Source organism: Alcanivorax sp. (genome assembly GCF_017794965.1).
Lineage (GTDB): Bacteria > Pseudomonadota > Gammaproteobacteria > Pseudomonadales > Alcanivoracaceae > Alcanivorax.
The window spans coordinates 2957983-2976105 of record NZ_CP051240.1; the positions used below are offsets into that span (position 1 = coordinate 2957983).

The 18123-nt window shown below is 59.0% G+C and carries 15 protein-coding genes and 2 tRNA genes; 1 reads left to right on the top strand and 16 read right to left on the bottom strand.

Annotated features, from left to right (window positions below):
- Positions 1–12 precede the first annotated feature (12 nt).
- The 14 genes from rpsO to rlmE all read right to left on the bottom strand — a co-directional run bounded on the left by rpsO (position 13) and on the right by rlmE (position 13641).
- Positions 13–282 carry a 30S ribosomal protein S15 gene (gene rpsO / locus HF945_RS13090; RefSeq protein ID WP_153498448.1) on the bottom strand — a complete coding sequence of 90 codons (270 nt, stop codon included), beginning with the start codon at positions 280–282 and terminating at the stop codon, positions 13–15.
- A gap of 94 nt (positions 283–376) precedes the next feature.
- The gene (gene truB, locus HF945_RS13095; RefSeq protein WP_290523013.1) at positions 377–1294 is read right to left on the bottom strand and encodes a tRNA pseudouridine(55) synthase TruB; all 918 of its coding nucleotides are present in this window, start codon (positions 1292–1294) and stop codon (positions 377–379) included.
- Positions 1295–1308: 14 nt separating this feature from the next.
- The gene (rbfA, locus tag HF945_RS13100; protein WP_290523014.1) at positions 1309–1719 is read right to left on the bottom strand and encodes a 30S ribosome-binding factor RbfA; all 411 of its coding nucleotides are present in this window, start codon (positions 1717–1719) and stop codon (positions 1309–1311) included.
- A 24-nt stretch (positions 1720–1743) separates the two neighbouring features.
- The gene (gene infB, locus HF945_RS13105; RefSeq protein WP_290523015.1) at positions 1744–4431 is read right to left on the bottom strand and encodes a translation initiation factor IF-2; all 2688 of its coding nucleotides are present in this window, start codon (positions 4429–4431) and stop codon (positions 1744–1746) included.
- 229 nt (positions 4432–4660) lie between these two features.
- Complete coding sequence (gene nusA, locus HF945_RS13110) at positions 4661–6163, bottom strand: transcription termination factor NusA (RefSeq protein ID WP_290523016.1); 1503 nt, start codon at positions 6161–6163, stop codon at positions 4661–4663.
- A 38-nt stretch (positions 6164–6201) separates the two neighbouring features.
- Entirely contained in the window at positions 6202–6657 is a 456-nt protein-coding gene (rimP, locus tag HF945_RS13115) for a ribosome maturation factor RimP (protein ID WP_290523017.1), read from the bottom strand.
- Between the two features lie 197 nt (positions 6658–6854).
- A tRNA-Met gene (locus HF945_RS13120) sits at positions 6855–6931 on the bottom strand.
- Between the two features lie 258 nt (positions 6932–7189).
- Positions 7190–7275 (bottom strand) — tRNA-Leu (locus tag HF945_RS13125).
- 9 nt (positions 7276–7284) lie between these two features.
- Entirely contained in the window at positions 7285–7731 is a 447-nt protein-coding gene (gene secG, locus HF945_RS13130) for a preprotein translocase subunit SecG (protein ID WP_290523018.1), read from the bottom strand.
- A 28-nt stretch (positions 7732–7759) separates the two neighbouring features.
- The gene (tpiA, locus tag HF945_RS13135) at positions 7760–8506 is read right to left on the bottom strand and encodes a triose-phosphate isomerase (RefSeq protein WP_290523019.1); all 747 of its coding nucleotides are present in this window, start codon (positions 8504–8506) and stop codon (positions 7760–7762) included.
- A 128-nt stretch (positions 8507–8634) separates the two neighbouring features.
- Positions 8635–9969: a phosphoglucosamine mutase gene (gene glmM, locus HF945_RS13140; protein ID WP_290523020.1), complete on the bottom strand. Its 1335-nt coding sequence runs from the start codon at positions 9967–9969 to the stop codon at positions 8635–8637.
- On the bottom strand, positions 9969–10811 hold the full coding sequence (gene folP, locus HF945_RS13145; protein ID WP_290523021.1) for a dihydropteroate synthase: 843 nt from the start codon (positions 10809–10811) through the stop codon (positions 9969–9971). The genes glmM and folP overlap by 1 nt, the downstream gene beginning before the upstream one ends.
- Positions 10812–10961: 150 nt before the next feature.
- On the bottom strand, positions 10962–12869 hold the full coding sequence (gene ftsH / locus HF945_RS13150; RefSeq protein WP_290523022.1) for an ATP-dependent zinc metalloprotease FtsH: 1908 nt from the start codon (positions 12867–12869) through the stop codon (positions 10962–10964).
- Positions 12870–13014: 145 nt separating this feature from the next.
- Positions 13015–13641 carry a 23S rRNA (uridine(2552)-2'-O)-methyltransferase RlmE gene (gene rlmE, locus HF945_RS13155; RefSeq protein WP_290523023.1) on the bottom strand — a complete coding sequence of 209 codons (627 nt, stop codon included), beginning with the start codon at positions 13639–13641 and terminating at the stop codon, positions 13015–13017.
- Between the two features lie 298 nt (positions 13642–13939).
- Here rlmE and HF945_RS13160 point away from each other — a divergent pair, with 298 nt between their 5' ends.
- Entirely contained in the window at positions 13940–14254 is a 315-nt protein-coding gene (locus HF945_RS13160) for a YhbY family RNA-binding protein (protein ID WP_290523024.1), read from the top strand.
- A 91-nt stretch (positions 14255–14345) separates the two neighbouring features.
- On the opposite strand, the gene greA is transcribed toward HF945_RS13160, so the two are convergent.
- Positions 14346–14822: a transcription elongation factor GreA gene (greA, locus tag HF945_RS13165; protein ID WP_290523025.1), complete on the bottom strand. Its 477-nt coding sequence runs from the start codon at positions 14820–14822 to the stop codon at positions 14346–14348.
- 65 nt (positions 14823–14887) lie between these two features.
- Positions 14888–18106 carry a carbamoyl-phosphate synthase large subunit gene (gene carB, locus HF945_RS13170; RefSeq protein WP_290523026.1) on the bottom strand — a complete coding sequence of 1073 codons (3219 nt, stop codon included), beginning with the start codon at positions 18104–18106 and terminating at the stop codon, positions 14888–14890.
- Positions 18107–18123: the final 17 nt, after the last annotated feature.

Genomic DNA, 18123 nt, shown 5'->3' on the forward strand with positions numbered 1-18123 from the left:
CAGATCCACATCTTAACGACGCAGACCCAGCTTCTCGATCAGCTGCAGGTAACGGGTGCGGTCTTTCTTGGCCAGGTAGTCCAGCAGCTTACGACGCTGGTTTACCATGCGGATCAGGCCGCGACGGCTGTGGTGATCCTTCTTGTGGTCCTTGAAGTGACCTTGCAGACCATTGATGTTGGCGGTCAGCAGGGCAACCTGCACTTCCGGGGAACCGGTATCGCCTTCTTTCTGGCCGTGCTCTTTCAGGATTTCAGCTTTCTGTTCAGCGCTCAACGCCATGATAATGCTCCAATATGCTCAATGAATGTCACGGCCAGCCATGCATATTTATAGCTGCCGTCGTTACTTCCAATCCAGGCTACCCGCGGGTAACTCAGTTTGAAACCAGTCGACGCGGCGCGATACGCCCGTCTTCCAACACCTCACCAACGCCGAGAAACTCACCGCTGGAGGCCTGATAAACACTGACCCAGCCGTCCGCGGGACGGTCCGAGGCCATCACTGGCTGACCCTGCTGAATGTAGTAGGCCGCATTGTCACCCAGTTCAATGCGCGGCCAGTCTGCCACGCTGGTAGATAATGGCAAGAGCAGTTCGTCGATTGCCTCAAACCCGCCATCGGCCTTGATATTGCCCAGCTGTTCCAGGGTCAGCATCTTTTCAGCCGGATAGGGACCCGCCGACAGACGGCGCAGCACCGTCACATGACCACCACAGCCCAGCTTCTCGCCAGTATCTTCCACCAGCGAGCGCACATAGGTGCCCTTGGAGCAGTCCACCTCAAATTCCAGCTCATCGCCGTCGATGCGCAGAATACGGATGTCATAGATCGTCACCGCGCGGGGCTTGCGCTCCACGGTCTTGCCTTCCCGGGCCAGCTTGTACAGCGGCACACCTTCATGCTTGATGGCGGAATACATGCTGGGGATCTGCTCGATGTCACCGACAAAAGACATCAACGCGTCTTCGATCTCGGCGGCGGAGGCGGTCACCTCGGTGGTGTTCACCACCTCACCATCGGCATCACCGGTTTCCGTGGTCACGCCCAACTTCGCGGTGACCCGGTAGCTCTTGTCCGACTCCAGCAGGAACTGGCTAAACTTGGTAGCTTCACCAAAACAGATCGGCAGCATACCGGTGGCCAACGGGTCCAGACTGCCCGTGTGGCCGGCCTTGGCCGCGGCGAACATCTTCTTGGCCATCTGCAGGGCGCCATTACTGCTGACACCGCCGACTTTATCCAACAACAGAATGCCGCTGATATTGCGGCCACGGGGACGACGTTTTGCCACCAGGGTGCTCTCCGTTAATTCTGCTCGGAATCGTCGCTATCCAGACCCAGCTCCCGGTCTTCAGCGCGGGCATCGTCAATCAGACGGGAAATCTCCGCGGCGTGCTCCGGGGTGGTGTCGTAGTGGAAACGCAATTTGGGGGTGGTACGGGTATTGAGGTTCTTGGCCAAGCTGCTGCGCAGAAAGCCGGCAGCCTTTTCCAGCACGGCTTCTGCCTCAACGCCTTCTTCCTCGCCCTTGCCAAGCAGGGTGAAATAGACTTCTGCATAGGACAGATCCCGCGATACGGTCACGTCCTGAATGGTTGCCAGATTGACCCGCGGGTCTTTCACCTCAAACTGCAGCAGACGGGACAGCTCACGCTGGATCTGGTCAGCAATCCGGTCTGTGCGGTTAAAGCCCTGGGGGCGGCGATGACGACTCATGGGTAATCCGGCCGGGCACGCCCCTTACAGGGAGCGCGCCACCTCCTTCACTTCGAAGACTTCGATCTTGTCGCCTTCCTTCACGTCGTTGTAGCTCTTCACGGCGATACCACATTCCATGCCGTTGCGAACTTCCTGAACGTCGTCCTTGAAACGGCGCAGGGATTCCAGCTCACCTTCGAAGACCACCACATCGTCGCGCAGAACGCGGATCGGGCGATTGCGGTACAGGGTACCTTCGATAACCATACAACCGGCCACAGCACCAAACTTGGAGGAGCGGAACACGTCGCGCACCTGGGCGGTACCGAGGATCTCTTCCCGTTTCTCCGGTGCCAGCAGACCGCTCATGGCCTGCTTCACGTCGTCGATCAGCTCGTAGATCACGCTGTAGTAACGCAGGTCGATACCTTCCTGCTCGCACAGCTTCTTGGCTTTGCTGTCAGCACGCACGTTGAAGCCCAGCAGTACCGCTTCACTGGTCATGGCCAGGTTGACGTCGGACTCGTTGATCGCACCCACGCCTACGGAGACCAGGTTCACCTTCACTTCATCGGTGCCCAGATCGTTAAGGGCGCCGGTCAGCGCTTCCAGGGAACCACGTACATCGGTCTTCAACACGATGTTCACGGTGCTGGCCTCGGCGGAGCCCATATTGGCGAACAGGTTTTCCAGCTTGGAGGCCTGCTGACGCTTGAGCTTCACATCGCGATCGCGGTCCTGACGGAACTCGGCCACTTCACGGGCCTTGCGCTCATCGGAGACCACCTGAACCTGCTCACCGGCTTCCGGCGCGCCATCCAGACCCAATACTTCCAGCGGGATGGACGGACCTGCTTTTTTGATCGGCTGTCCGTTCTCGTCAATCATGGCGCGAACACGGCCGAAGTGGGCACCGGCCAGCAGCATGTCACCAATATTCAACTCACCACCCTGAACCAGGATGGAGGCGACGGTACCGCGGCCTTTTTCCACACGGGATTCGATAACCACACCCGTGGCCGGGCCGTGATCCGGGGCTTTCAGCTCCAGCAACTCGGACTGCACCAGGATGGAATCCAGCAGATCATCCACGCCCTGGCCAGAGTGGGCAGACACGTTGATGAACTGATAGTCACCGCCCCACTCTTCCGGGATCACTTCCTTGGCTGCCAGTTCGGTACGTACCCGATCCGGATCGGCCTGTTCTTTATCAATCTTGTTCACTGCGATGATGATCGGCACACCGGAGGCCTTGGCGTGATTAATCGCCTCTTCGGTCTGCGGCATCATGCCATCATCGGCAGCCACTACGATGACCACAATATCGGTAGCCTTGGCACCACGGGCACGCATGGCGGTAAAGGCGGCGTGACCAGGGGTGTCGAGGAAGGTGATCATGCCTTTCTCGTGCTGCACGTGGTACGCACCGATATGCTGGGTAATACCACCGGCTTCGCCGGCTGCTACCTTGGCTTTACGGATGTAATCCAGCAGGGAGGTCTTACCATGGTCAACATGACCCATGATGGTCACCACCGGTGCGCGGTCAGACAGTTCGGCACCATCACGGTTAACCATATCTGCCAGGTGATCTTCCAGTACCTCTTCCTCACCCTTGCCGGCAACGGCCTTGTGGCCCATTTCTTCAACCAGCAGGATGGCGGTTTCCTGGTCGATTAGCTGATTCACGGTCGCCATTTCACCCATCTTCATGAGTGACTTGATCAGCTCCTTGGACTTGATGTTCAGGCGCTGAGCCAGGTCACCGACGGTGATGGTTTCCGGCACTTCCACTTCCATAATTTTCTTCTCGGTCGGCGCCTTAAAGCCATGAGCCTTGTTCATGGAACTCTTCATCTGGCCATGAGCCACACCGGAAGCCTTCGGCTTGCGGCGGCGACGACGGGATTGACGCTCTTCACGCTGATAGCTGGCTTCCTGCGCCGCCACCACGATAGAGGAACCGTCATCCACCTCTTCTTCTTTCTTCTCGGGCTGATCGCCACGCTTCTCGAGCTCTGCGGCAATACGGGCAGCCTCTTCGGCGGTGCGGCGGGCAGCTTCTTCCTCTGCCTTTTTGCGGGCTTCGGATTCCTGTTTGCGTTTGGCTTCTTCTGCCTCACGCTGCTTTTTCTCTTCCGCCTCGCGCTTTGCCTTCTCTTCCGGCGTTTCTTCTTTCGCCGGCTTCTTGGCAGTGGCCGTTTTCGGCACGGCAACACGCTTGGCTTTCTCTTCCGCCGCCTTCTCTTCCGCTACCTTGCGGTCTGCCTCGGCAGCGGCCTTGGCTTCTTCTTCCTTCTTGCGGGCAGCTTCTTCTTCCACCTGACGCTTGGCCGCTTCTTCTGCCTCGCGTTTTTCCTGCTCTGCCTGCAGAGCGGCTTCTTCCGCCGCCTTGCGCTCAGCCTCTTCACGCTCCTGGGCTTCCAACACTTCGCGCTTCACATAGGTGCGCTTCTTGCGCACTTCCACGTTAACGGTCTTGGCCTTGCCCGCCGCACCCGTGGTCTTGATGGTGCTGGTGGACTTGCGCTTGAGGGTGATTTTCTTGGCGTCGTCAGTCTTGGCACCATGAGACTTGCGCAGGTGAGCCAGCAGCTGCTGTTTCTGCTCACCGGAGACCTCTTCGCTGGCGTCACCATGAGGCAAACCCGCTTCTTTCATTTGAGAAAGCAGCTTCTCAACGGGCATACCTACTGTTTCGGCCAGTTTCTTTACGGTCGTTTCTGCCATGTCAGCAACACTCTCCTGTCCGCGTCTCTTGCAGGCTAGGGTTATAGCCTGGGCCACCGCCTGTGCGGTTGGCCACTGTAACTGGCATGGGCCAGTCACACTGTCTGTATGCATTCCGGCCAGTGCCGGAATGCCGGAAAAGGGCGACTACCGCCCTTCCCCTGGCCTGCAGAGAAACTGCAGTACTTCATGGGTGCCTGCGAAGGCGGGCCAGCCGGAAGAAAGGCTGTTATTCCCCGTCTTCGTTTTCGAACCAGGGCGCACGCGCAGTCATGATCAACTGGGCAGCACGCTCCTCGTCCATACCTTCGATTTCCAGCAGGTCGTCCACAGCCTGCTCGGCCAGGTCTTCCATGGTGGCAATGCCACGGGAAGCCAGCTCCACAGCCAGGTCACGGTCCATGCCTTCCATCGTCAGAAGGTCTTCCGCAGGCTCTGCGTTTTCAAACTTCTCTTCGGAAACCAGCGCCTTGGTCAGCAATACATCCTTGGCGCGCTGACGCAGGGCTTCAACGATATCTTCGTCAAACCCGTCGATGGCCAGCATTTCCTCTTCCGGTACATAGGCCACTTCTTCCAGCGTGGAAAAGCCTTCCTCGACCAGAATCGCCGCCACATCCTCATCCACGTCCAGGTCATTCATGAACGTTTCCAGAGCCTGGGCAGCTTCTTCCTGTTGTTTGTTCTCGGCATCGTCCAGGGTCATCACATTCAGCTCCCAGCCGGTCAGCTCGGAAGCAAGACGAATGTTCTGGCCACTGCGGCCAATGGCCTGCGCCAGGGCAGACTCATCTTCCACGGCGATATCCATGGCGTGGCTTTCTTCATCCATCACGATGGACGCCACTTCCGCCGGCTGCATGGCGTTGATCACCAGCTGGGCTGGATTGTCATCCCACAGCACGATATCGATGCGCTCACCGGCCAGTTCGTTGGAGACCGCCTGAACACGGGCCCCGCGCATACCCACACAGGCACCCACCGGATCAATGCGTTGGTCGTTGGTCTTCACCGCGATCTTCGCGCGGGAACCCGGATCGCGGGCTGCACCCTTGATCTCGATCAGCTCTTCGCCGATCTCCGGCACTTCAATCTTGAACAGCTCGATCAGCATTTCCGGGCAGGCGCGGCTGGCAAACAGCTGCGGGCCACGGTTTTCTTCGTTCACGCCCATCAGGTAGGCACGAATGCGATCGTTCTGGCGCACCGCTTCACGAGGAATCATGTGCTCGCGGGTAATCAGGGCTTCGGCATTGCCACCCAGATCCAGCACGATGGAATCACGGTTGGCCTTCTTGACCGTACCGCTGACCAGATCGCCAATGCGATCGCGATATTCTTCGATGATCTGACGGCGCTCGGCTTCACGTACTTTCTGTACGATAACCTGTTTGGCAGTCTGCGCAGCGATACGACCGAAGGCTTCGGATTCAATTTCCTCTTCCCAGGTATCGCCAATCTGCAGAGAAGTATCCTGCTCGTGAGCTTCATCCAGAGTCAGCTGCTTGCCGAACTCGTAAAGCTCTTCATCAGGCACCACATGCCAGACACGGAAGGTACGGGAATCGCCGGAGACCCGGTCGATGTCCACGCGAATTTCCACGTCTTCTTCCTTAAAACGCTTTTTCGTAGCAGCAGCCAGGGCCAGCTCGATGGCCTCGAAGATTACATCGCGGCTGACACCTTTTTCGTTTGATACCGTTTCCGCTACCAGCAGGATCTCTTTGTTCATGGCCAGGCCTTTACAAAGACAAAGTTTCCAGGGCGTGCTCAGTCGAAGCGGGGCTGCAACCGGGCACGATCTACCTGACTGTAAGGAATACGCAGGGTTTCGCCATCCAGCTCCACCACCAGCGTTTCGCCGTCCACGGCCACAATGGCCGCCGTCATCTTGCGCTTGCCGGCCACCGGTGCCAGCAATTTCAGCTGAACATCTTCACCGATGTAATCGACATATTGCGCAATTTGGAACATGGGACGATCCATCCCCGGAGAGGACACTTCCAGGTTGTACTCACCCGGAATCGGATCTTCCACATCCAGCACGCCGCTGATCTCGTGACTCACCGCCGCGCAGTTATCTACAGTGATACCGTCTTCATGGTCAATAAACACACGCAAAACGGCCCCGCGCCCCTGGAGATATTCCAATCCCCACAGCACGAAGCCCAGATCTTCCACTACCGGAGCCAGCAGCTCCGTTAATTGCTCTACGCGTTTCGACATAGGTTTCCGGTATCAACCCGAAGCGAGCTTCAGGTACAAACAAAAAATGGGCCTGGAGACATACCTGACGACTGCAAGGAAAACATGCAATCGACCGCACATCCACCGCCCATTCCACTGTCGCGGATAACAAAAAGCCCCTGCTAGAGGGGCTTTTTGTTATCCGCTTTGAGTTGGCCGAAGCCGACTCCTCTAAGTGGTAGCGGGGGCAGGATTTGAACCTACGACCTTCGGGTTATGAGCCCGACGAGCTACCAGACTGCTCCACCCCGCAATAAACCTTGTGCCCTTTTAAGCCCTTCGCACTGGGCTGCGGTTCAGACTTGGCTGAACCAGTGAATGCAGCGTCTGATCTCTGCAAGCACCTCAAATCCGAGAGCGCAAATACTACTTATGGAGCCCTGCGCTGTCAAGACAGCCTCGAAAAAAGTTTTTATTTTTCGAAGCCTTAGCATCAGGAAAAGCCTCTTAACCTGATGCTTTTTCAAGCAGATGACCGGCGGCGCCAGCGCAGCCTGTCATCTTCCCAAATTGGTGCCGAAGGCCGGACTTGAACCGGCACGAGCGAAGCTCACTACCCCCTCAAGATAGCGTGTCTACCAATTCCACCACTTCGGCAAAGAACGCTTACTGCTTCTCCGGCTGAGGCACCTCAACCGGGGACGCGGATTCTACATCAGCTTGCGGCACTTCTGAAACTTCTTTTTCAGAATTTGTTGCTTCAGCCGCTTCCGGCACCTCGGATTGCGCCGCCGGCACCTCAACCTGATCCGCCGGCATCGGCACATCAGCCTGCTCTTCAATGGTTTCCAGCTCCGGCAGATAGGTCGTGGAGCCATTGGCCTCCTGACGGGCCATCCAGGCCAGCACCAGGCTGGTCACAAAGAACAGCGTGGCCAGCACCGCGGTGGCGCGAGTCAGGAAGTTGGCGGAACCGGCGCTACCAAAGACGCTCTGGGAAGCACCACCACCGAAGGAGGCACCCGCATCGGCACCCTTGCCGTGCTGGATCAGCACCAGACCGATCAGGCCAAGCGCGGTCAGAATGTGCACTACGTGAACGACGATATCCATAGTTACTCTATTTGTTCATTAAACTGGGCTACTGCGCTGCCTGGCAGATAGCAATAAAACTGTCGGCGGTCAGTGACGCCCCGCCAATCAGACCCCCATCGATGTCTGACTGGGAAAACAGAAGGGCGGCATTATCCGCCTTTACACTGCCGCCGTAAAGCAAGCGTGTGGAACTGGCAATTTCCGGGCTCTTTTCGGTCAGGGTCTGGCGCAGGGTGGCGTGCACTTCCTGGGCCTGTTCCGGTGATGCGGTCTTGCCGGTACCGATGGCCCAGACCGGCTCGTACGCCACCACAGCAGACGCAAACGCCTCAATGCCGACTACCTCGATCACCGCCAGCAACTGGCCACAAACGACAGACTCCGTGTTTCCGGCTTCACGCTCTTCCAGGGTTTCACCCACACACAGGATCGGCACCAGACCCGCTGCCTGCGCCTGCGCGAACTTGGCCGCCACCAGCGCATCATCTTCGCCATACAGCGCACGACGCTCGGAATGGCCGATGATCACGTAGCGGCAGCCCGCCTCGGATAACATGGCGCCGGCCACCTCCCCGGTAAACGCCCCTTCTGGCTGATCGCCCAGGTTCTGGGCGCCAACCTGCACGCCAGCCGGCAATGCAGCCCGCGCAGCAGCCAAATAAGGGAACGGCGGACACACCACCACTTCTGCCACCCCCTGATAGCCCACCAGAGCAGCGGCGATCTCACCCAGCAGCACCTGGCTGCCATTCATTTTCCAGTTACCGGCCACAAGGGGCTGTCTTGTCGTCATGTGTATTCCTTGGATTCTTCTCGCGGCGGCCTCGTTTCCGCCCCCTCAATTGGCCAACATTCTACCAACCTGCGTGACGCCCCCGACGCTCAGCTGCGTCAAGCGTCAGGCGTCGGGCATCAGGCGTGTCATGCAATGGCCTTTTCCACTACGTCCGCCAGTTCGCGGCACAGGGTCTCGACCTGCCGGGGGTCCTTGCCCTCAACCATCACCCGCACCAGCGGCTCGGTGCCGGAGGGGCGCAACAGGATCCGCCCATTACCCGCCAGCTTTGCTTCCACCTCGGCCATGGCGGCCTGCACTTCCGGCAGCGCCTCGAAACCATCGCGATTGGCGCCACGCACATTGATCATGGTTTGCGGAAGTAACGCCACATCCGCCACCGCGTCCGCCAGGGACTGATGGCGACGGGCCAGGGCGGCCAACACCTGCAACGCCGACACCGTGCCATCACCGGTAGAGGTGCGATCGAGACACACCAGGTGCCCCGAGGACTCACCGCCAATCAGCCAGCCGCGCTGATCCAGCTGCTCCATGACATAACGGTCGCCCACCTTGGCCCGCACAAACTCTACCCCCAGCTCCTGCAGCGCCAGCTCAAGGCCAAAGTTGGACATCAGGGTACCCACCACCCCTGCCACATCTTCACCGGTTTCCTTGCGGTCCCGGGCCACCACATAGAGTAACTGATCGCCATCGATCAGCTTGCCGGTGTGATCCACCATGATCAGGCGGTCCGCATCCCCATCAAGGGCAATACCCAGGTCCGCCTTTTCATCGATCACGCGCTGCTGCAGCTTCTCCGGATGGGTGGAGCCGCACTCGCGATTGATATTGAAACCATCCGGCTGGTTGGCCATGGCGATCACCTGGGCGCCCAGCTCTTCCAGCACATCCGGGGCAATGTGATAGGCCGCACCGTTGGCGGTATCTACCACAATCTTCATGCCACTCAGGTCCAGTCCCGGCGCCGTGCTCTTGCAGAACTCGATATAGCGACCACGGGCATCATCAATACGACGCACCTTGCCGATCTGATCGGTGGCCACCACGGACATCTCTTCATCCAGCAACCGCTCGATTTCCTGCTCGATGTCGTCGTTCAGCTTGCGCCCGTCCGCACCAAAGAATTTGATCCCGTTATCGGTATAGGCATTGTGGGAGGCAGAAATCACAATGCCGGCCTGAGCCGACAGGGTGCGGGTCAGGTAGGCGATGCCCGGGGTCGGCAATGGCCCCAGCAGTCGCACATCTACGCCGGCGGCGGAAATCCCGGCTTCCAGTGCCGACTCAAACATATAACCCGAGATGCGGGTATCCTTGCCAATCAGGATCTTGCTGCCCCCATGAGCCGCCAGCACCCTGCCTGCTGCCCAGCCCAGCTTGAGGACAAAATCCGGAGTAATCGGAAATTCCCCGACCGTACCGCGAACACCGTCGGTACCAAAATATTTACGCGCCATTATGACTCCTTGTGCGCTTCGCGGACGGCCTGCGCAAAACGCACCACATCCACAGTTTCCCTGACATCATGTGCCCGCACGATGCTGGCACCGCGCTCGACACACATTACTGCGGCGGCCAGACTGCCCGGCAACCGCTCGTTGACTTCTCGCCCCAGCACCTTGCCGAACAGGGACTTGCGTGACACGCCAATCAAAATCGGCAATCCCAGCTGCTGCAGCGCGCTCATCTCGCGCATCAGCACCAGATTGTGATTCATGGACTTGGCAAACCCAAACCCGGGATCCACCAGCAATCGCTCACGGGAGATGCCCGCAGCCTCACAGGCGGCAATCCGCTCCTGCAGAAAGGTCAGCACGTCGGTGGTGACGTCATCATACTGCGGGTTGTCCTGCATATTGCCCGGTTCGCCCTTCATATGCATCAGGCAGGCAGGCAAACCACTGACTGCAGCGGCCTCAAGGGCGCCAGGCCGTCGCAGGGCGCGCACATCGTTTATCAGCCCGGCTCCTGCCGCCGCACTGTCGCGGATCACTGCCGCAGTGCTGGTATCCACCGATACCAGCGCGCCCAGCTGTTGATGAAGCGCCTCCACCACCGGCACCACCCGATCAAGCTCTTGTTGCTCGCTCACCGGCGCCGCACCAGGACGCGTGGACTCCCCACCCACATCAATGATCGCCGCCCCGTCCGCCAGCATCTGCTCAGCCTGACGCAGGGCCGCATCGCGCTCATTGAAGCGCCCGCCATCAGAAAAAGAATCCGGGGTGACATTGAGAATGCCCATGACAACTGGCGCAGACAGATCCAGCATCTGAGAGCCGCAACGTATCCGGGTCATGTGAAGGGTATCCAGGATCGGGGTCGGTTTGCTCCGGCCTGTGGCTCTGGGCAGCACAGGTTCGGGGTGGTCATATCAGCACAGCCGTCGCTGCTACCAGCAAAAACGCCTGGCCCGGAATCCCGGGCCAGGCGTCATGCCTTGCGTGTCTTAATGCGTGTTGGCAGGTCCGCCAATGGCGTCATCACCCGGCTTCTTGTCACCGGAGGCAGCGGCGCCGTTACCCGGACCCTGATCGCGCCAGTCCTTGGGCGGGCGCGGCTTGTGGCCAGCCATGATGTCGTCAATCTGTTCCGCATCAATGGTTTCGTACTGCATCAGCGCATCGGCCATGAGATCCAGCTTGTCGCGGTTCTCTTCCAGAATGGTCTTGGCGCGGCCATAACAGTCATCGATGATGGCCCGCACCTCACGGTCGATTTCTTCCGCCGTTTGCTCGGAGACCGCCTTGCGCTGGGACATCTGCTTGCCCAGGAACACCTCGCCTTCATCTTCCTCGTAGGCCAGCGGGCCCAGCTTTTCGCTCAGCCCCCACTTGGTGACCATGGCCCGGGCCAGCTTGGTGGCCCGCTCGATATCATTGGAGGCGCCGGTGGTCACACCGTCAAAGCCCAGGGTCATTTCTTCCGCCAGACGCCCGCCGTACAGGGAGCAGATAGACGACTCAAGACCGCGCTTGGACTGGGAGTACTTGTCCTCTTCCGGCAGATACATGGTCACACCCAGGGCACGACCGCGGGGAATGATGCTGACCTTGTAGACCGGATCGTGCTCGGGCACCAGGCGGCCAACAATAGCGTGGCCCGCTTCGTGATAGGCCGTATTCAGCTTTTCCTTCTCGCTCATGACCATGGATCGACGCTCGGCGCCCATCAGGATCTTGTCCTTGGCCTTCTCGAATTCCTCCATGCCCACCATGCGCTTGTTGGCGCGGGCAGCAAACAGAGCAGCCTCGTTGACCAGGTTGGCCAGATCGGCACCTGAGAAACCGGGGGTACCACGGGCAATCAGGCTGGCATCCACGTCGTCGGCAATCGGCACCTGGCGCATGTGCACCTTGAGCACCTGCTCACGACCACGGATATCCGGTAGCGGCACGGTTACCTGGCGGTCAAAACGGCCCGGACGCAGCAGCGCCGGATCCAGAACGTCAGGACGGTTGGTGGCCGCGATCACGATGATGCCCTCATTGCCATCAAAGCCATCCATTTCCACCAGCAGCTGGTTAAGGGTCTGCTCACGTTCGTCGTGACCGCCCCCCAGACCGGCGCCACGGGAACGGCCCACGGCATCGATTTCATCGATAAAGATAATGCAGGGGGAATGCTTCTTGGCCTGCTCGAACATGTCGCGCACCCGGCTGGCACCCACACCCACAAACATTTCCACAAAGTCGGAACCGGAAATGCTGAAGAACGGCACCTTGGCCTCGCCGGCAATGGCCTTGGCCAGCAGGGTCTTACCAGTACCCGGCGAGCCCACCATCAGCACACCACGGGGGATCTTGCCGCCCAGGCGCTGGAACTTGGCCGGATCACGCAGAAACTCCACCAGTTCCTGCACTTCTTCCTTGGCCTCTTCCACCCCGGCCACATCGGCAAAGGTGGTCTTGATCTGGTCTTCGCCGAGCAGTTTGGCTTTGGACTTGCCGAAGGTCATGGGGCCGCCGCCGCCCTTGCCACCGCCCTGCATCTGACGCATGAAGAAGATGAAAATGGCCAGAATCAGCAGAATGGGCAGAATCGACAGGAACAGACGCATCAGGAAGCTTTCACGCTGCGGCTCAAGCCCTTTCACTTCTACCTGGTTCTGGATCAGGGTCGGCATCAGGTTGGTGTCCAGTGTCGGCGGCTTGACCGTCTTGAACTGGCCTCCATCGCGGTAGGTACCCGTAATGTTGCTCTCACCGATGGATACAGCCTGCACACCGCCACTTTCCACCTTGGAGATAAAGGTGGAATAGGGGATGTCCGTGTTGTTGGGCTGGTTGCTGATGCTGGACGCCACCACGTAGAGGACGCCGGCAATCACCAGCCACAGCACGATATTCTTGGTCATGTCGTTCAAGGGAGACCTCAATCTGTTCCGGGCGCATGGCGCCACATTCGCGAACTTACACCTTACACCATTTATTCATGGCTGCGTAATGCCAGTTCGGACAGCAAAACGCGGGTTTTACAGGGCCTTTACAGGCTCTTCACGGTCATTTCAGACCGCTGGCCAACTGGTAGACCTCAGTGGAGCGAGCCCGGCTGGCGGCCGGCTTGCGTGTGACCACCTTGCGGAAACGTGATTGGAGAGCCTTGCGGTACTCCTCAAACCCTTCACCCTGAAATACCTTGACCAGAAACTGGCCATTGGGTTCCAGCACCCGCTCCGCCATTTCCAGCGCCAATTCCGCCAGATACATGGCCCGCGGCTGATCCACACCACTATTACCACTCATATTGGGGGCCATATCCGACATTACAAGGTCCATCTTGCGATCCCCTACCGCCGCAAGGATTTGCTCATAGACGTCGTCTTCACGGAAGTCGCCCTGAATGAAGGTCACGTCCGGCAGGGCATCCATGGCCAGAATGTCGCTGGCAATCACCACGCCCTTGCCACCAACCAGCTGACCGGCCACCTGACTCCAGCCACCGGGCGCCGCTCCCAGGTCCAGCACCGTCATGCCGGAACGGAACAGCTTGTCCTTCTCGTGCATCTCCAGCAGCTTGAAGCTGGCCCGCGAGCGATACCCCTGCTCCTGGGCCTTGGCGACCCACTGGTCGTTGAAATGCTCCTTGAGCCAGGCCTTGCTGGTCTTGGAACGGCTGGATTTCGCCATGTACAGAATCTCCTGCCTTTCGTAGGGCGGATATCGGCGAATGCCGATCTCCGCCAGTCATGTCATCGGGGATATCATGGCGGCGATGGGCTCACGCCCATTTCCGCCCTGCGGGGACACGCAGTATCGAGGTACGAGTTTCGAGTTGCGAAAACCAACCCCCGGCTCAAAGTCGCGATTCCGGTTTTGCCTTTCGAAACTCGAAGCTCGTTACTCGCCCCTCGTAACTCTCCCGCCCCTATACCCTCAGCCCGGTTGCTGTAGAATAGCGCACCACACCCATTCGGAGCCTATCACCGTGCCGCTATCTTCCCAGGACATCAAACGTCTTCGCCGTATTGGCCACCACCTGAAGGCCATCCTGATCTTTGGCGACAAGGGGCTCACTGAAACCTTTGTCGAAGAGCTGAACGCTCGCCTTGAAGATCATGAGCTGATCAAGGTAAAGGTTAACGCAGAGACCCGTGATGACCGCGCCGAGATCGTCAGCGCCCTGTGCGAAAACAGCGGTGCCGAGCTGATCCAGCGTATCGGCAACATTGCCCTGCTCTACCGGGCCGCCGAAAAGCCCAACCCCAAACTGTCCAACCTGCTGCGGTATCAGGAAGCCTGAAGCCCGAGGCTGGACGCTAAAAGAAAAGGCGGCGTGTCACCACGCCGCCTTTTCTTTTTGTCGTCTGGCGTCAAGCGTCCAGCATCAGGCGTTACACATGCTCAACCTTGTCGACTTCGTACTCGCGGGTGCCCCCGGGCGTGTCGATCTGCACCACATCACCCTCTTCACGACCGATCAGGCCACGGGCGATAGGCGAGTTGACGCTCAGCTTGCCCAGCTTGATGTTGGCTTCATCGTCACCGACGATCTGGTACACCTTCTCTTCATCGGTATCCACATCGATGATGGTCACGGTGGTACCGAAGATCACCTTGCCGGTGTTCTCGATTTCGGTGATATCAATGATCTGCGCGTTGGACAGCTTGCTTTCAATATCGTTGATACGCCCTTCACAGAAACCCTGCTGCTCACGGGCAGCATGGTATTCCGCATTTTCCTTCAGGTCGCCATGCTCACGAGCCTCGGCGATGGCAGCGGAAATGCGCGGACGGTCTTCTTTTTTCAGTTTTTCCAGTTCCTCGCGCAGGGCCTTGGCGCCCTTCGCGGTCATCGGTACACGTTGCATAGTTATCCTCGCGTCTAAAAGGAAATCGCCCGGAGCACTCGGCTCCGAGCACTCCTGACGACGATTTACTGCATTTCTGCGTGCAAATCCTGCAAGCGACGCACTTCAATCTCGCCGCTGATACCCAGTGCCTGACACACCGCGTGGGCTGCAGTAATGGTGGTGGTGTAGAACACCTTGTGCTGCAGGGCAGAACGACGGATGGCGAAAGAATCACGAATCGCCTGCTTGCCCTCGGTGGTGTTCACAATCAGGGCGATCTGGTCGTTCTTGATCATATCCACAATATGCGGACGCCCTTCCAGTACCTTGTTCACTTCTTTCACAGCCAGACCCGCCTCGCGGATCACCTTGGCAGTACCACGGGTAGCCACCAGATCGAAACCACGCTCAATCAGCATGCGTGCCACATCCACGGCCGCCGGCTTGTCCACTTCACGTACAGAAATGAATGCCGTGCCCTTGGCCGGCAATTTTTCACCCGCACCCAGGGAGGCCTTACCAAAGGCTTCAGCGAAGGTAGCCCCCACGCCCATCACCTCACCGGTGGACTTCATTTCCGGGCCAAGGATCGGATCCACTTTCGGGAACTTGGCAAACGGGAACACCGCTTCTTTCACGAAGTAGTGGTTCGGGGTCACCTCTTCGGTGAAGCCCTGTTCCTTGAGGCTAACGCCAGCCATGCAACGGGCGGCCACCTTGGCCAGGGAAGTCCCGATACACTTGGACACGTAGGGCACAGTCCGGGAGGCACGGGGGTTCACTTCCAGCACGTACACGTCGCCATCCTTCACAGCGAACTGAACGTTCATCAGGCCAACCACGCCCAGCTCCAGCGCCATGTCCCGGGACTGCTGGCGCATCACGTCCTGCACCTCGTCATCCAGGGAGTATGGCGGCAGGGAACAGGCGGAGTCACCGGAGTGCACACCGGCCTGCTCAATATGCTGCATGATGCCACCGATAACCACATCGGTACCGTCACATACTGCATCCACATCCACTTCGATGGCGTCATCCAGGAAACGGTCCAGCAGCACCGGGGAATCGTTGGACACGGACACCGCGTTCATCATGTAGTTACGCAGCTCGGCCTCGTTGTACACGATTTCCATGGCACGACCACCCAGTACATAGGAAGGACGCACCACCAGCGGGTAACCGATTTCTTCTGCCAGACGCACGCCGTCTTCCAGGGAGCGGGCGGTACGGTTGGGCGGCTGCTTCAGGCCAAGCTTGTTGACCATCTGCTGGAAACGCTCACGGTCTTCCGCTTCATCAATGGCGTCCGGCGGGGTACCGATAATCGGCACGCCAGCGGCCTGCAGGGCACGGGCCAGCTTCAGCGGAGTCTGTCCGCCGTACTGCACGATCACGCCCTTGGGTTTTTCCTTCGCCACGATGGCCAGCACGTCTTCCAGAGTAATCGGCTCGAAGAACAGGCGGTCGGAGGTATCGTAGTCAGTGGACACGGTCTCCGGGTTACAGTTGACCATGATGGTCTCGTAACCGTCTTCACGCATGGCGAAGGCCGCATGCACACAGCAGTAATCGAATTCGATACCCTGGCCGATACGGTTTGGACCGCCGCCGATAACCATGATCTTCTGGCGATCAGACGGGTTGGCCTCACACTCTTCGTCGTAGCTGGAGTACATGTAGGCGGTATCGGTGGAAAATTCCGCCGCACAGGTATCCACACGCTTGTAGATCGGCAGCACGTTCAGCTCTTCACGCTTGCCGCGCACGTCCGCTTCCTTCACACCCAGCAGCTGGGCCAGACGGGCATCAGAGAAGCCCTTGCGCTTGAGGGCGTAGAGGCTGTCGCGATCCAGACCACTGAAAGTGGTCTCAACCACATTCTGCTCGGCACGAATCAGGTCCTCGATCTGCACCAGATACCAGCGGTCGATCTTGGTGATGTTGAATACGTCTTCCACGGTCATGCCCACGCGGAAGGCATCGCCCACCACCCAGATACGCTCCGGACCCGGGGTCGCCAGCATCTGTGCCACCTGCTCGCGGGCATCCGGGGCAGACGGATCCACCTTCGGGTCGAAACCGATGGAGTCAGTCTCCAGGCCGCGCAGGGCTTTCTGGCAGGATTCCTGGAAGTTACGGCCGATGGCCATGACTTCACCTACAGACTTCATCTGGGTGGTCAGCACCGCGTCCGCTTCGGCGAACTTCTCGAAGTTGAAGCGCGGGATCTTGGTGACCACGTAATCGATGGACGGCTCGAAGGAGGCCGGGGTCTTGCCACCGGTGATCTCGTTCTGCAGCTCGTCCAGGGTGTAGCCCACCGCCAGCTTGGCCGCCACCTTGGCAATCGGGAACCCGGTTGCCTTGGACGCCAGCGCGGAGGAACGGCTCACCCGCGGGTTCATTTCGATCACGACCATACGGCCGTTGTCCGGGTTCACCCCGAACTGCACGTTGGAACCGCCGGTTTCTACACCGATCTCACGCAGTACCGCCAGGGAGGCGTCACGCATGATCTGGAATTCTTTATCGGTGAGGGTCTGGGCCGGGGCCACGGTGATGGAATCACCGGTGTGCACGCCCATGGGATCGAAGTTCTCGATGGAGCAGACGATGATGCAGTTGTCGTTTTTGTCACGAACCACCTCCATCTCGTACTCTTTCCAGCCGAGCAGGGATTCGTCGATCAGCAGTTCGTTGGTCGGAGACAGGTCCAGACCGCGCTGACAGATTTCTTCAAACTCTTCACGGTTATACGCTACACCACCACCGGAGCCGCCCATGGTGAAGCTGGGACGGATGATGCAAGGGAACCCCAGCTCTTCCAGCGCCGCATTGGCTTCGTCCATGTTATGGGCGATGGCAGAACGCGGACATTCCAGACCGATGGCCTTCATGGCCTTGTCGAAACGGGAGCGGTCTTCCGCCTTGTCGATGGCATCTTCGGTGGCACCGATCATTTCCACGCCGAATTCTTTCAGCACACCGTTGTGATCCAGATCCAGCGCACAGTTCAGCGCGGTCTGGCCACCCATGGTGGGCAGCAGCGCGTCCGGGCGTTCCTTCTCGATGATCTTGGCAACGGTCTGCCAGGTGATCGGCTCGATGTAAGTGGCATCCGCCATGGCCGGATCGGTCATGATGGTGGCCGGGTTGGAGTTCACCAGGATCACCCGGTAACCCTCTTCCCGCAGGGCCTTACAGGCCTGGGCACCGGAGTAGTCAAACTCACAGGCCTGGCCGATTACGATCGGGCCAGCACCAATGATGAGAATGCTTTTGATGTCAGTTCTTTTAGGCATAGTTCGCTAACCGTCAG